11 protein-coding genes are annotated in these 14,253 nt (G+C 70.9%); 7 read left to right on the forward strand and 4 right to left on the reverse strand.

Annotated features, from left to right (window positions below):
- Positions 1–8: 8 nt before the first annotated feature.
- Both LG379_RS12360 and mobF read right to left on the reverse strand, forming a co-directional pair.
- Positions 9–401 (reverse strand): hypothetical protein, encoded by a 393-nt coding sequence (locus LG379_RS12360; RefSeq protein WP_225754816.1) that lies wholly within the window; start codon positions 399–401, stop codon positions 9–11.
- On the reverse strand, positions 398–3,994 hold the full coding sequence (mobF, locus tag LG379_RS12365; RefSeq protein WP_225754817.1) for a MobF family relaxase: 3,597 nt from the start codon (positions 3,992–3,994) through the stop codon (positions 398–400). The genes LG379_RS12360 and mobF overlap by 4 nt, the downstream gene beginning before the upstream one ends.
- Before the next feature lie 303 nt (positions 3,995–4,297).
- Between mobF and LG379_RS12370 the strand changes: the two genes are divergently transcribed.
- From LG379_RS12370 to LG379_RS12400, 7 genes are all read left to right on the forward strand, one after another.
- Positions 4,298–4,765, forward strand: coding sequence for a hypothetical protein (locus tag LG379_RS12370; RefSeq protein ID WP_225754818.1), 468 nt, complete (start codon positions 4,298–4,300; stop codon positions 4,763–4,765).
- A 94-nt stretch (positions 4,766–4,859) separates the two neighbouring features.
- Positions 4,860–5,285: a hypothetical protein gene (locus tag LG379_RS12375; RefSeq protein ID WP_225754819.1), complete on the forward strand. Its 426-nt coding sequence runs from the start codon at positions 4,860–4,862 to the stop codon at positions 5,283–5,285.
- Positions 5,282–6,655 carry a hypothetical protein gene (locus tag LG379_RS12380; RefSeq protein ID WP_225754820.1) on the forward strand — a complete coding sequence of 458 codons (1,374 nt, stop codon included), beginning with the start codon at positions 5,282–5,284 and terminating at the stop codon, positions 6,653–6,655. The genes LG379_RS12375 and LG379_RS12380 overlap by 4 nt, the downstream gene beginning before the upstream one ends.
- 323 nt (positions 6,656–6,978) lie before the next feature.
- Entirely contained in the window at positions 6,979–7,806 is an 828-nt protein-coding gene (locus LG379_RS12385; protein ID WP_225754821.1) for an amino acid ABC transporter substrate-binding protein, read from the forward strand.
- 21 nt (positions 7,807–7,827) lie between these two features.
- Positions 7,828–8,496 (forward strand): amino acid ABC transporter permease, encoded by a 669-nt coding sequence (locus LG379_RS12390; RefSeq protein WP_225754822.1) that lies wholly within the window; start codon positions 7,828–7,830, stop codon positions 8,494–8,496.
- Complete coding sequence (locus LG379_RS12395) at positions 8,483–9,298, forward strand: amino acid ABC transporter ATP-binding protein (protein WP_304522446.1); 816 nt, start codon at positions 8,483–8,485, stop codon at positions 9,296–9,298. The genes LG379_RS12390 and LG379_RS12395 overlap by 14 nt, the downstream gene beginning before the upstream one ends.
- 540 nt (positions 9,299–9,838) lie before the next feature.
- Positions 9,839–10,912: a prolipoprotein diacylglyceryl transferase gene (locus tag LG379_RS12400; RefSeq protein ID WP_225754823.1), complete on the forward strand. Its 1,074-nt coding sequence runs from the start codon at positions 9,839–9,841 to the stop codon at positions 10,910–10,912.
- 271 nt (positions 10,913–11,183) lie between these two features.
- Here LG379_RS12400 and LG379_RS17095 read toward each other — a convergent pair whose 3' ends face one another.
- Both LG379_RS17095 and LG379_RS12410 read right to left on the reverse strand, forming a co-directional pair.
- Positions 11,184–11,432, reverse strand: coding sequence for a hypothetical protein (locus LG379_RS17095; RefSeq protein WP_370634518.1), 249 nt, complete (start codon positions 11,430–11,432; stop codon positions 11,184–11,186).
- 363 nt (positions 11,433–11,795) lie between these two features.
- Entirely contained in the window at positions 11,796–14,252 is a 2,457-nt protein-coding gene (locus LG379_RS12410) for a cation-translocating P-type ATPase (RefSeq protein WP_225754824.1), read from the reverse strand.
- Between the last annotated feature and the right edge of the window lies 1 nt (position 14,253).

Here is a 14,253-nt window from a genome sequence, read left to right on the forward strand (position 1 = left end):
GTACCGGCTCAAGAGATCGCGCGATGCTCCCCGGGGCGGCATCCGGCCCGCGCCACCCATTCGGCGAGCCTGACTCGTGCGTGGCCGAAGTGTTCGTGCCATGTCAGGGGTGCGTCGCCGTGGGCGGTGGTCGCGTATGCGGCGTCCCACGCGAGGTGCAGGGCGGAGAGCTCTTCGATGAGTTCCCAGTGCTTGGTCCAGCATTCGGGGACGTATCGGCGGTCCAGGCGGTAGTGGTGAGCGAGCCAGACGACCCAGGTGTCGAGGGCCTCGAGGTGGTGCTGCTGCTGCTCGAGGGTGTGCGCGGCCCACATGAGCGGCATCGGGGGTCCGCCGGCCTGATACAGGACGGGCTCAGGGTAGAAGCCGTCGGGTCCGCTCTTCGGCGTTCTGTTGCTCATCGGGTTGGGCTCCGTTCGGCGTCGGCGTTCGGGGGCGAGGCGGTCATCAGCGTTGGGGGGCCGGTGGTGGGACCGTCGGGGAGGTCGTCGTGGGCGATGCGTGCGGCGATCGCGTCCCGCGATCCGGAGCTCAAGCCCGGGTCGGTGGGCGCGGGTGCGAGTGCCAGCGAGTCGGGCAGGTCGCTGAGGGCACCGGCGTCGAGCGCGTGGGTGCGGTCGGCGATGAGCTGGTCGACGTGGCGCACAAGGTCGGCGATGTCGTCGCGCGCCGCAGTGAGGTCGAGAACTGGCTGGATGGTCGAGGGGTCCCGGACCTGGGTGTGAAGCCAGTCGCTGACGCGGTGGTGCAGGACGCTGGCGATGTCACCGACGGCGTCGTCCGTGTTGTCGAGTGGTCGGGCGCCGATGAGACCGGCGAGGACCTGGGGCATGGGGTGGCCGAGGGTGCGGCCGCGTTCCAGGGCGGTGATGAGGGCCCCCCGGGCGGGTGAGGTGCGGATCTCCTCGCACTGCCGTGCGGTCATCCCGAGGGCGGGGAAGGTCGTGCCCCAGCGGTGTGCGGCGGCGTCGGCGAGGAGCGTCTGCCGGATGGGCTCCAGCCGGTTCAGCGACGCGGCGGCTGTACGGGAGGCGGCGAGCGTCTCGGTGGCGGACAGCTCCGCACCGGAGGTGGCGAGGATGGTCTCGAGGATCTCTCGTGCTTCGGTGTGGGGCTGCCGGTCCGGTGGGTGGTCGCAGGTGGGGTCGACGTCGTCCAGGGCGAGGTAGAGGTGGTTGTCGTGACGGCCGCGGGTCATGGCGACGTAGAGGTTCTCCCGGACCGTCCCGGGTGCGGCGAGGACGTGGGAGCGGTCCACGGTGATCCCTTGGGCGCGGTGGGTGGTGGTCGCGTACCCGAGGTCGACGTGCTCGGCCACGTACCGGGCGGGCAACGTCACCCCTCCCCCGCCCGCCTCGGCCGCAGTCTTCGCGGCGCTGGAGCCGGTCCTGGTCAGCGGGGTGACCACGAGGCCGCCGTCGGCGGCGACAGCGGTGACATGCCACAGGTCGCCGTTGCGGACGTGCCCGTCCGGGCCGCGCAGTCGCCGGTCGTTGCAGCGGGTCAGGACTCGGTCCCCGACGCCGATCCGGGTTCCGTCGGCCTTGACCAGGCACTCGGGGTAGACGAGGCCGTCCGTGACGCGGTCGTTGTGCGCGCGGGTGTTGAGGACGGTGACGGTGTGGGCCTCGGGGGCGATGAGGATCGCCGCGGTGCCGTGATCCGTGTCGGTCTGCCAAGCGGTATAGGCGTCCTCGCACATGGCCTCCGCCGGGCCGGCGCTAACACGGTCGTGCCCGAGGTAGGTGTCGATGACCTGGGGGTCTCCGGTGCGCAGGCGCCGGGTGGCGGCGGCTTCCCAGGGGTGGGTGAACCGCCACAGCGAGGTCAGGGTCGCCGGGCGGGTGCGTTCGGCGAGGAGGTGGAACGCGCCGCCGGCGTCGACCGCGGACAGCTGGTGGTGGTCCCCGACCAGCAGCACCTTCGCCCCGGCCGCCGTCGCCTGCGCGGTCAGGGCGTCCAGGGTGAACGTGCCGGCCAGGGAAGCTTCGTCGACGATGAGGAGCTCATCACGGCGGAGGCGCCACCGCTGCCCTTGGGCGGTGAGGGTGTTGATTGCGGTATCGATCGTCCGCAACCGTGCCCGCTGGTCCAGGCCGAGCGCGGTGGCACGCTCGGCGCGCAGGTGGGCCAGCAGGGCGGTGCGGCGGGTGGCGCCAGGGCCGGTGGACTCGTGCAGCCACTTGGCAGTGTTCTCACACCCGATGCCCAGCGCGTGCCCGAGCTCGGCCGCGGCCGTCGCTGACGGTGCGAGGCCGACGACGGTGCCGCGCCCGTGGGCCTGTTCCCACACGGTGCGTAGCGCCGCGAGGGTGGTGGTCTTCCCGGTCCCGGCCGGTCCGACCAGGACGTCGACCCGTGTTGGGGAGGTGGCGATGTGGTGGACGGCGTCGGCCTGGTCCTCGGCGAGGGTGACGGTGCGCCCGTCGGTGCGGTGCACCGGGCGGGAGGTCACGGCCTTGGCCATCCACGCCGGTGCGGTCGGTGCCGCTGTGTCGAGGGTTGCTGCGTCCAGGAGCCGGGCCTCGGCGTCCAGGACCTGGCGGTGGGTGTACCGGTCCTCCCCGGTTCGGGTGAACTGAGAGGTGCCGTCGGGGCGGGTGTAGGAGGCGGGGACCCGCAAGGGGTCCGGTGCTTGCAGGCTCACACATGAGGCCAGGGCGACCTCGGTGACGCGCTCCAGCAACGCGGTGCGGTCTGCGGGGCTGGCCATGCGGATCGCGCGGGTGGCGCGGGCGGCCTCGGCCAGGACGTTCCACCGGGTCCAGGTCGACCGTCGCGTCATCACCTGCCCGATCGTGTGCTGCGCCAACCGGTCGATGACAGCCCCCGGGACGTGCCCGGCGCGCAGGGGCACGGTGTGCGAGACGCGCAGGGCGGCGGCGGTCAGCTCGGTCGGGGTCTTACCGGTGCGGCCGGTGGCGCGGGCTCGCCACAGCGTCATCAGATCGGCTAGCGGGGTGACGTGCTTGTCCGGGCGAACCGAGCGGGTGACCTGCTGACGCAGGCGCGTGACCTCGATACGGTTCGGGCCCCGCCCGTGGGTCGCGTAGAACTCGGCCAGGACGTCCGTCATCGCCTCGTCTATCTGGGTGGTGCGGGTGGAGAACTCCGTCATCAGCGCGTCATCGACCCCCTCCACCTCGAACGCCGGTGTGCGGCGCGGGCCGCGGGCCCGCCAGGCGAACTGCACGGGCAGGCGCCGGGCGAGCTCGTCGGCGAGGAAGTCGTCGTAGACCTCCGAGACCATCACCACCGCGTGGTGCAGCGCGCGGGAGTCCACCGACAGCCACGCCCCGCCGGGTCCGCGGACCTTGTTCGCGATGACCAGGTGGGTGTGCAGGTTCGGGTCCCCGGCGCGGGAGTCCCAGTGGTCGAACCCCGCCGCGATCAGGCCGTCGACGCGGTGCTGCTGGCACCCGTCCTTCCCGGTCCGGGTGAACGCCGCGGTGTCCTCCAGGAAGCCCAGCGCCTGCTCGACGGCCGCCCGGTGCCCGGCTAGGACCGCCGACTGCGTGTGGGCGTCGGCGACCGCCCACAGCGCGGACACGGACTTCGTCGGGCTGAACGTGAGGTCGAACCCCGCCACCGCCGACGGGGTCCGCTTGGCCAGCTCCACCCGGGTGATCACGGCGACCGCCGCCTCGCGTGCTTCGCCGGTCAGCTCGCCAGGGAGGGCTGCGACCTGGGTGGCGATGCGCTCGGCCGCCGGGGTGTAGGTCCGGTACGCCCGCCCCAACGCCACCCCGGACGTCGGGTCGAGGCCGTGACCGAAGAGGTTCGCCATCTGCGCCTCCTCCACCCGCGCCCCAGCCGTCACAGCCTCACCCTCAAGCGCATCCAGGCCCCGGCCGTACCAGCGGCCCGGCGGGTTACCCGAAGCGGTGTAGTACGCCGTCAGGTCCGAACCCGCCGACCGGTCGCAGTCACCCGAAGCGGTGTGCTTGAGCAGGTACTGGTAGCCGGCACCGGCCGTGAGGCGATGCATCGTCATCACCACCGCCGCTCACCACCCGCGGTTCTGGCGGTGCGAAGCGACGTCGACCGGTGAAGGCGGCGCGCGGCCGTCGTGGTCGGCGTGGTCGGACGGGTCCTCATGCCTACAGGTGTGCGAACTGCGGCCAGAAGATTCGCGACCTCGCCGCCGAACCCGGCCCCGCTCAGACCCCAGATGCCAGAAGTGTCATGGCTCCTCGTGCCCGCGGACCGGCGATGTTCTCCGTCCTCCGCGCACACCTGCCGTCGACGGGGCCTCGTCAACAGCCCCGGCCGCGCAGACCCCGACGGGGCGCAGGGGATGACGACCCTCGAGAACGGGCGGACACGGGAGGGTGCGATGGACGAGCGGGGACGGATCGAGGTCGCCGCGAGGTTGCGGGAGTGGGCACGCGGGTCGCTCCCGATGGGAGCCGGCGTCGAGCTGTTGCTGCGCGCCTTCGACGGGAGGTTCGCCGACCCCTCGTGTCGGTGGGTCATCAGCGAACCGGACGGGCGCGCGTGGGTCGAAGTCGACGCCCTGAACGCCGGCACCGGGGTGCTGTCCGGCGGGGAACGCCGGGTTTTGGCCATGGTCGCCGCGCTCATCGGGGAGACGACGGTCGACGTCGTCGACATCGTCACCGGGCTGGACCGGACCCACCTGCACCTGATCCTGGCGGCCCTGGCCCATGCCGCGGCATCCCACGAGCACACCGACGTCGTCGTCGACCCCGACGGTGTCGCGCACCTGTCCCGCCCCGGCGCGCTGGTCCGGTGGCCGACGTGACGCGCGCGCCTCGAAATCTTCTCCCTCCGGTGCGCACACCTGCTGTCAGGAGGGCCCCGGCGCCCTCGAGCACCACGGAGGAAGGACGCAGGCGATGAGCACGACGTGGACACAACCGGCCCGAAAGTTGATCGCCAGCGCCGCGACTGGGTGGGACGGCATCTGGTCACTCACCTACGCCGCCGGGTTCGGCGCCCTGAACCTGGCGATGAGCGTCCCCCTGGGCGTCGGGGTGTCGATCTCCTACGCGGCGATGGACTTCCGCGACGCCCAGGACGAGCTCGAATGGGCACGCCCAGGCCTCCGGTCCACCGCCGACGCCGTCCGCCTCGGCGGCGTCCACACAGCCCAGGACTCCGCCGAGGCCCGGACGGTCCTGGACCAGCTCGCCGCCGCCGCTCTGGAGCGCGCCGCAGCCCTCGCCGTGGTCGAGCAGGACCTCGCCGACCAGGCCGCGCTGTCGCGGGTGATGGCCCGCCTGATCACCGCCCGCGCCAAGGTCACCGGGCACTGGGCATGACCACCTACGGCGACCTGCTGACAGCCTCCGCAGAGCATCTGCGCCAGGGCAACACACGACTGGCCACCGACAGGTTCTGGACCGTCGACGAGGCCTTCGACGCGATCGCGGACTTTCACGGGATGCTCCACGCCATCGCGGCTCACACCCGCCGGCTCCTGTGGCCGGCAAAGTCCGTCCGGCCGGGTATGAGCCGCCAGGTCGCCGATCTCTCCCCTACCGAACAAGCCGCCGCCCACCTGGCCACCGGGATCGACGCCTTCATCGGCGCTGGAACACCGCACCCCGCCCAGCTCGTGCCGGTAACCACACCCTGGCGGCGCGCAGCGATGCACCTGCGCGCCGCGTCCGACCTCGTCGCTGTGCACTACCGCCCCGACGGCAGCGCACGCACCCCCCACGCAGCCGCCACCGACGTGAGGGCACTCGAGGCCGGCGTGGTGGACCTGGCGCACCTGGCCGCCCTCACCCTCGCGGCCGAGGAACCACTCGCGCTGCGCGCCTTGCAGGCCGGCGCCAACAAGGACGCGGTCACGCGGCACCTTCCCGGGCTGGGACACCTCAGCGACCTCGCGCACACCGTCGCCGACAACCCCGCATCTCGCGACCTTGGTGCTCGAACACGCCTGGCGACCCTCGGGCCCACGGTGACACCGATCCGTGCCGACGACCCAGTCACCGAACTGAGCGACCGCATGCAACGGCTACGCCAGACGACCTGGGATCTGAATGCCACCAGTGGAGACCCTCTGGCAACGCTCCGGGACGTGACCACGATCGGCATCGCCATCCACGCCCACACGGCCGCGTTCCACGGCGCGCAAACGTTCACCGTTGCAGAACCCCCGCCCACCGCCCGCGGCGCGCGAGCACTCCTCGTGCGGGGCCGTGCCTGGCAGGCACTGCACCGCGACCTCTCCCACTTCCTCACCCTCGCCCCACCGGTCGGCACCGTCCGGGACGACCTCACCGCTCTTGCCCGCATACTCCCCGCCCTCGCCCCCCTCGACGCCAGAACGAGCCGCGCGACAAGCGCGGACCCGGCATCGCGCCGCATCGGAGCCGCGCTGAACGGCGCCGTCGCCACGATGACCGACATCGCACAGCACACCGCCGTCGCGTTCACAAAGCTTGCGGAAACCGGAGCGCTACGCCTCAACGCACGCGACCTGCCACGGCACCTGGTCAGCGCGGATCCCGCGCTTGCGAGCGACCGGCTACGCGGCGCACTCGTCCACCCACCCGAGGAAGTGCTCAACAGGATCCGAGGCGAGCTCAGCATCGTCACCGATCACCCTGTCGCTCAGATCGGCACCTGCCTCGGACGCGTTTCACACGGAGCTAGCGGCCTCGTTCCTACGGACAACTGAGAACTGCCGCGAGTTTGGAGTACACCATCTGCGCGTAGCGCCTGTCGGGCAGAAGGTCCTGTCGGGTACGGACGTCGCTGTGGTGCACTGTGCTCCATGCGCCCCTTCGTGCCTGGTGAGCCGTGTTGTTCCGGCCATGTGCGCACGTCGTGTTGTCCGGGTCCGCGCCTTTCCTAGCCCCGCAGGCGACCGGTCCTGAGCTGGTCTACCACCGAGCGAGCCCGCCCGTGTCCGGCGCTTGGCGCCTGGACCTCCCTGCGCGCGCGACCTCTACCCCTTTGTCCAAGACGCCAACCGGCGCATGCGTCCCCCGAAGGATCACCATGACCAGGTTTGTCCGGAAGTCCTCCCTGACCGTGGCCACCGCCGCCCTCGCCCTCGCCGTCACGGGCTGCTCGACGGCCGCCGACGACGACGCCGCGACCGTCGAGGGCACCCGGGAGGACAGCTCCTGGTCCGACGTGCAGGAGGCCGGCGTGCTCGTGGTCGGCACGGAGGGCACCTACCGGCCGTTCTCGTTCCACGAGGAGGGCTCCGGCGACCTCGTCGGCTACGACGTCGAGGTCATCGAGGCCGTCGCCGAGGAGCTCGGCGTGGACGTCGAGTTCGAGGAGACCCAGTGGGACGCGATCTTCGCGGGCCTGGAGGCGGGGCGCTTCGACGTCATCGCCAACCAGGTGTCGATCACCCCGGAGCGTGAAGAGGCGTACACGTTCACCGAGCCGTACACCGTCTCCAACGGCGTCGTCGTCGTCCGGGCCGACGAGGACTCCATCGACTCCTTCGAGTCGCTCGACGGCAAGGTGACCGCGCAGTCCCTGACGAGCAACTGGAAGGCGCTGGCCGAGGAGAGCGGCGCGCGGATCGAGGCCGTCGAGGGCTGGGCGCAGGCCGTCGCGCTGGTCGAGCAGGAGCGCGTCGATGCGACGATCAACGACAAGCTGACGTTCCTGGACTACGCGAAGAACAACGACGCCTCTGGGCTGAAGGTCGCCGCCGAGACCGACGAGCAGTCCTACAGCGCCTTCGCCCTGGCGCAGGGCCGTGACGAGCTCGCCCGGGCGATCGACGAGGCCCTGGCCACCCTCGCGGAGAACGGCACGCTGGCCGAGATCTCGGAGAAGCACTTCGGCGCCGATGTCACCCGCTGATCAGTACGGGAGTCGGCGACCGTGAGCCCGGAGACCCTAGAGCTCGTCACCGACTCGCTGTGGCCGATCGTCCGCGGCGCGATCACCGGCACGATCCCGCTGACGCTGATGTCGTTCGCGGTGGGGCTGGTGATCGCGCTCCTGGTCGCCCTGATGCGGCTGTCCCGGAAGCGGTGGCTGTCCGCGCCGGCACGCGCGTACGTGTCGGTGGTGCGCGGCACCCCGTTGCTGGTGCAGCTGTTCGTGATCTTCTACGGCCTGCCGTCCATCGGGGTGGTCATCGACCCGTGGCCCAGCGCCGTCGTCGCCTTCTCGATCAACGTCGGCGGGTACGCCGCCGAGGTGATCCGGGCGGCGATCCTCTCCGTGCCCAAGGGGCAGTGGGAGGCCGCGCACATGGTCGGGATGTCGCACCAGCTCGCGCTGCGGCGGATCATCCTGCCCCAGGCGGTCCGGGTGTCCGTGCCGCCCCTGTCGAACACGTTCATCAGCCTGGTCAAGGACACGTCCCTGGCGTCGCTCATCCTCGTCACGGAGCTGTTCCGGGAGGCCCAGCAGATCGCGGCGTTCAGCCAGGAGTTCATGGTGCTCTACCTGGAGGCGGCAGCCGTGTACTGGGTCATCTGCCTCGCCCTGTCCGCCGGGCAGAGCCGGTTGGAGCGACGATTGGACCGCTATGTCGCCCGGTGACCACGACGTCCTCGAGCCGCCCGGCGGCCACCCGCCCGGCTCCGCCCACGAGCCCCTGCTCCTTGTCGACGGGCTCGGGAAGCGGTTCGGCGACCACGAGGTGCTGCGGTCGGTGGACCTGCGCGTGGCACGCGGGCAGGTGCTCGCGCTCATCGGCCCCTCCGGCTCGGGCAAGACGACGGCGCTGCGGTGCCTAAACGGGCTCGAGCGCCCGGACGCCGGGCGCGTCGCCGTCGGCCCCGACCTGCTCGTGGACTTCTCCCGCGGTGCGTCCAAGCAGCAGGTCGCCGCCCTGCGGGACTGCTCGGCGATGGTGTTCCAGCACTACAACCTCTTCCCGCACAAGACCGTGCTGGAGAACGTCATCGAGGGCCCGGTCGTCGTGCAGCGCCGCCCCAGGGCCCAGGTGACGGCCGAGGCGACCGAGCTGCTCGACCGGGTCGGGCTCGCCGCGAGGAAGGACGCCTACCCCTTCGAGCTGTCCGGGGGGCAGCAGCAGCGGGTCGGCATCGTCCGCGCCCTCGCGCTGCGGCCCACCCTGCTCCTCTTCGACGAGCCGACCTCAGCCCTGGACCCCGAGCTCGACGGCGACGTCCTCGGGCTCATCAAGGAGCTCGCGGACGAGGGCTGGACCATGGTGATCGTCACCCACGAGCTGCAGTTCGCCCGTGAGGTCGCCGACCAGGTCGCGTTCATCGACGGCGGCACGATCGTCGAGCACGGCCACCCGGACCGGGTCCTGCGCGACCCCCGCGAGGAGCGCACCCGGCAGTTCGTCCAGCGGCTCCTGCACCCCTTCTAGGTCCCGATCGCGGATGGGTCCCCGTCGCGCAAGACGCCCGTGACGCCCGAGGGCGCGCCGCCATACCGCCGAGGGAAAATGGTTAGCCTCTTCAGCGAACCTTGACGCTTCCCGAGTGAGCAGCGCAGGGTTCCCTCGGCATCGTGGGGCCGGCATCTGTTCCAGGTCCTACGAGAGGCGACCATGGCACGTCGATCAGCCAAGAGGCGAGCCCCGGGGGCGCGGAAGACTTCGCCGGCACGTCCCCGATCAGAGACCCCCCGGTCTGACCGCTCGGCACACGATACGGCTCATCCTCCGGCACAGGCGCCGATCCATCCACTGCCGCTCCGTGTCCCCCTGCTCGCTGTTCCCCGGCCGGGCGCTTCCCAGCGCCAGGCACCTCCACCCGACGTACCCCGGCCGAAGAACACCAGCACAGCCAGTAGCACCTCCGTCGGCCGCACTCCGAGCCTGGCCCCGGGGCCGGCACCGTTGCCTGCCGCACAGCCGATGCCGCGGCTGGCACGGGTCAGCGGTGCGGGCGGCACAGCAGGCGCTGTGGAGTTCGTCAAGGCACCGTTCCCCTTCATGGGCGAGCTGCGACCCCATGCCTTAGGCATCACCTACTGGTTCGATCCTCCGACCATGCCGGTTCCGTATGAGGTGGTGGTCCGCCTCACCGGCCGTCGCCTCGACGTCGAAGGTGCCCGGACCCCCTCCGATGACTTCGTCGTTGTGGCGACGCTCGCAGAGGTCCGGCCAACCAGCGGTCGGACGGCCTTGACGCAACGCGTTGTGGGGAAGGCTCCTGGGCGCTGGCACGTCACGGCGGACGCCCTGGCGAGGGTGAGCTCCGGTGGCGACCGCAAGGAGGTCGTGCGACTGCCCTCTGCGGAGGCCGTCGGAGCGTCGACCTTCACGGCGGTGGCAACGATGCGGGCGCCGGGGGTTCTGCTGGGTGCCTGGCCTGCGATGGTCGGCCTCGGGGTTGTGATGGCCATCATCCTGCAAAGCGTCCTTGCACGGGTCCACGGCCTCGCATCCGGCAAGGTCCTGGGCGTTGCCCTCGTAGCCAGCGTCCTGGGCGCTCTCGGCGCGAAGGTGTACTACCGGCTTACTCACCTGAAGGAGCGCGCGAGGCCAGTGTTCTCGGGCCTGAGCGTTCAAGGTTTCGTCATCGTCGCCACAGCCACCTTCGTCGTCGGCGGAGCCGTTCAAGGCCTCGCTGTCGGGCACCTCCTGGACGCCACGGTGCCCGCACTCCTCGTCGGTCAGGCCGTCGGCCGGCTCGGCTGTCTCCTTGCCGGATGTTGTGCCGGGGTCCCTACGAGCTCGCGATGGGGTCTTTGGTCATCCGACCGTCGCGTGGGGACCCGTCGCCTGCCGGTGCAGCTCATGGAGGCGGCTGCGGCCGCAAGCCTCGCGGTAGTGACCACAGTCATCGCGTGGCGGGTACCGCCGTCGTGGGCAGGCCTTCTCTTCATCGGTGGGCTCGCGGGATACGTCCTCGCACGCCAGCTCCTGTTCCCTCTTCGCGGGCTCCCACGATCGACCCGGCACGGGCGCCACGTCACCATGACGTTGGCTGCGCTGACGCTGGTCGGCACACTCGGGGCAGCTTTGGTCGCCTGACGCGGCCGGATCGCGCGCGCATGAGCCGCTGCCTCCTTGCCGGTGTGCTGCGGCTCGGCAACTTTGTCCACCACGGTCCGGCCACAGCCCGCGATGCCGCTGACGGCGTCGGTCGCCGTCAACGGACCGCGAAGTCGGCCCGTCCATATCCAGGCCTCCCAGTCCCGTCGCCGGCCATCGCTCCCGCGAACAGCCGCGCCAACTTCGATGGAACCCTTGGCTCCCGCCATCCGGATTACGGACGGACAGCTCTGAAGGCGGTCGCCGGGACTCACTCCAGATGTCGTCGCAGGAACGCAAGCAACTCCAAGCCCTCGGGAGTGGGCACCGACCCACGACCGGCGCAGTCTGGGCACGGGCGGCTCCGCGGCTCGTCTGGGCGTGCGCCTGCATGAGCGGTCAACCGCTCCTCGATCAGTCGCTGCAAGACGGGCTCCTGCAGCGCGCCCTCCCACATCTTCGCCAGTGGGACGCGTTCGCGGTCCCAGCGTTCCCAGACCTCGCTAGGCAGGTCCCCCATGCCGTCACACGACGAACACCACTGCTCGAAGCGGGCGGCGAGTGGTTCGTCTGCGAACGAAAAGCCGGTCACGTCGCCCTGGCCCTGTCGGCACTGCACCGAGGTAGCTGTTCGAGAAGGTTGCGTCGCCTCAGACGCGTCCCACGGCACAGCGGCTCGGGACGCCCTCCGCCACTCGGGTCCCCTGAGGCGTCAGGTTCTTGGGCAGCGACGAACTGGTGCAGCGTCAGGGGACGTGACCGTCCGCCAGAGGCGGGGCGCTCGATCTCACGCTCCAGGAGCCTGAGCTGTGCGGGGGCCAGGAGACCGGCCACTACGCCTGGTGCGCCATCGACGGCCGCACGGACCGGGGCGGGCGCCATGTCATCGGATGCCGGCGGGAGCTGGTGCAGGCTCCCGATCGGTCGTTGCGCCCTGCGACGCAGCCGGAGGGTGCACGGGCAACCGAAGACGCTTGAGGAGCAGGGCGTTAGCAGTGACGATCACCGTGGATCCCGACATCGACAGGGCCGCGATCTCGGGCCGCAGCATCAGCCCGAACGCGGGATAGAACACCCCAGCGGCGATGGGCAGTGCGATGGCGTTGTAGCCGATCGCCCAGGCGAGGTTCTGCCGTTCCTTGTGCACCGTGCCGCGGCCGATACGCAGGGCCACGGACACGTCAAGGGGGTCGGAGCGCATCAGGACGATGTCGGCCGTCTCGATCGCCACGTCCGTCCCCGCCCCGATCGCAATGCCGACGTCGGCCTGGGCCAACGCGGGGGCGTCGTTCACGCCGTCGCCGACCATCGCCACAGTCTTGCCCGCCGCCTGCAGCTCGATGACCTTGTCCGCCTTGTCGCCGGGCAGGACCTCGGCGATGACGCTGTCTATTCCCAGTTGGCCGGCGATCCGGCGGGCGGTGGCCTCGTTGTCACCGGTGAGCATGACGACCTCGATCCCCGACTCGTGCAATGCGGCGACGGCCGCGGCGGCGGTCTCGCGGGGGGCGTCGGCCAGGGCGATGACGCCCACAGCGCGTCCGTCCACGGCAGCGAGCACCGCTGTGCGGCCCGACGCCGCCAGCTCCTCGCGAGGCGCGGCGAGTTCGCCGAGGTCGACGCCCTCCTTCGTCATGAGGCGCAGGTTGCCCACCAGCACCCGCCGACCGTCGACCACTGCCGAGGCGCCGTGTCCTGGCACGTTGAGAAACTCGTCGACGTCAGCCACGAGGACGCCCCGCTGGGCGGCGTGGCTCTCGATCGCCCGGGCCAGGGGGTGCTCCGACTCGCGTTCGACCGCTGCGACCAGCCCGAGGACCTCCTCCTCGCTCATCCCGGCCACGACGACGTCGGTGACCTCGGGCTCGCCCTTGGTCAGGGTGCCGGTCTTGTCCAGGACCACCGTGTCAACCCGCGCAGTGCCCTCGAGGGCGGTGGCGTTCTTGAACAGCACCCCGCGCTGAGCGCCCAGCCCGGTCCCGACCATGATGGCCGTGGGCGTGGCCAGGCCCAGCGCGTCCGGGCAGGTGATCACGACGACCGTGATCGCGAACAGCATCGCCAGCGCCACATCCGCGCCGGCGAGCATCCAGACCGCGAAGGTGACCGCACCACCGATCAAGGCCACGAAGACGAGCCAGAACGCGGCGCGGTCGGCCAGCCGCTGCCCAGGTGCCTTGGAGTTCTGGGCCTCCTGGACCAGCTTGACGATCTGCGCCAACGCCGTATCGGCGCCGACCTTCGTCGCCCGGGCCCGCAGGGTGCCCGTGGTGTTGATGGACGCGCCGATCAGCTCCGCCCCCGGCGCCTTGGCCACGGGCATGGACTCTCCGGTCACCATCGACTCGTCGACCTCGGACTCCCCGTCCTCCACCACCGCGTCGACGGGGATCTTCGACCCAGGCCGCACGAGCAGAAGGTCTCCGACGACCACCTCGGATGTCCGCACCTCGACCGGCTCGCCATCACGCACGACCACGGCCTGCGCCGGCGCGAGCTCGAGCAGCGTGCGGACAGCGTCGTTGGCGCCGCCCCGGGCTCGCATCTCCAACCAGTGGCCGAGCAGGACGAAGGTGGTCAGGACCGTCGCTGCCTCGTAGAACACCTCCCCGCCACCGACAAGGGTGACCACCACGCTGTACAACCAGCCCGCGCCGACAGCCACAGCGACCAGGACCATCATGTCCAGGGTCCGGGCCTTCAGGGCCCGATAGGCACCGTCGAAGAAGATCCAGGCCGAGTAGAAGACGACGGGTACGGACAGGATCAGCGAGAAGACGTCATCCCGGAGACCGAAGGGCGCCGGAGCGGTGAACCCCAGGACCTCACGTCCGATGGGCGACCAGAACAAGATCACCAAAGAGAGGATCGCGGCGACCAGGAACCGGTTGCGCATGTCCCGGGCCATGTCCGCCATCGACCCGCCGTGTCCGCCGTGCCCCATGGCCTCGTGGGAGGAGCGATCAGTCTGAGCGCCGCCGCCGTGGCTGTCGTGCTCAGCGGACCCACGCCCCGCGGAACCGTGACCGACGTCAGGCTGCGCCTTGGCGTGCGTGTGGTCCGAGGCAAGCGACTCGGTCGGGGCCGGCTCCGTCAACGGGTGGCACAGGTGGCCCGGGACCGACTGTCCCCTGCAGTGGTACCCGCAGTCGTTGACCCAGCTCACCAGGTGGGCCACGGAGGTCTGATCTGGGTCGTAGGTGACGGTGGCCGTCTGCGAGACAGCACTCGCCTCGACCGCGAGCACTCCTTGCTGGCGCATGAGGGTGTTCTCGATGACCGCCTCGGAGGTGGCCCAGTGCAGACCACCCACCTCCAGCACCGTGGACTGACGACCCATG

Origin of the sequence: Actinotalea sp. Marseille-Q4924 (assembly GCF_916618755.1) — a bacterium.
Classification (GTDB): domain Bacteria; phylum Actinomycetota; class Actinomycetes; order Actinomycetales; family Cellulomonadaceae; genus Actinotalea.

Excerpts from the sequence above, each read along its gene's own strand:
- LG379_RS12360 (WP_225754816.1), bottom strand. The coding sequence starts at position 401 with ATGAGCAACAGAACGCCGAAGAGCGGACCCGACGGCTTCTACCCTGAG.
- LG379_RS12395 (WP_304522446.1), top strand. The coding sequence starts at position 8,483 with ATGTCGCCCGGTGACCACGACGTCCTCGAGCCGCCCGGCGGCCACCCG.
- LG379_RS12380 (WP_225754820.1), top strand. The coding sequence starts at position 5,282 with ATGACCACCTACGGCGACCTGCTGACAGCCTCCGCAGAGCATCTGCGC.
- LG379_RS12370 (WP_225754818.1), top strand. The coding sequence starts at position 4,298 with ATGACGACCCTCGAGAACGGGCGGACACGGGAGGGTGCGATGGACGAG.
- LG379_RS12385 (WP_225754821.1), top strand. The coding sequence starts at position 6,979 with ATGACCAGGTTTGTCCGGAAGTCCTCCCTGACCGTGGCCACCGCCGCC.
- LG379_RS12375 (WP_225754819.1), top strand. The coding sequence starts at position 4,860 with ATGAGCACGACGTGGACACAACCGGCCCGAAAGTTGATCGCCAGCGCC.
- LG379_RS12410 (WP_225754824.1), bottom strand. The coding sequence starts at position 14,252 with ATGGGTCGTCAGTCCACGGTGCTGGAGGTGGGTGGTCTGCACTGGGCC.
- LG379_RS17095 (WP_370634518.1), bottom strand. The coding sequence starts at position 11,432 with ATGGGGGACCTGCCTAGCGAGGTCTGGGAACGCTGGGACCGCGAACGC.
- mobF (WP_225754817.1), bottom strand. The coding sequence starts at position 3,994 with ATGACGATGCATCGCCTCACGGCCGGTGCCGGCTACCAGTACCTGCTC.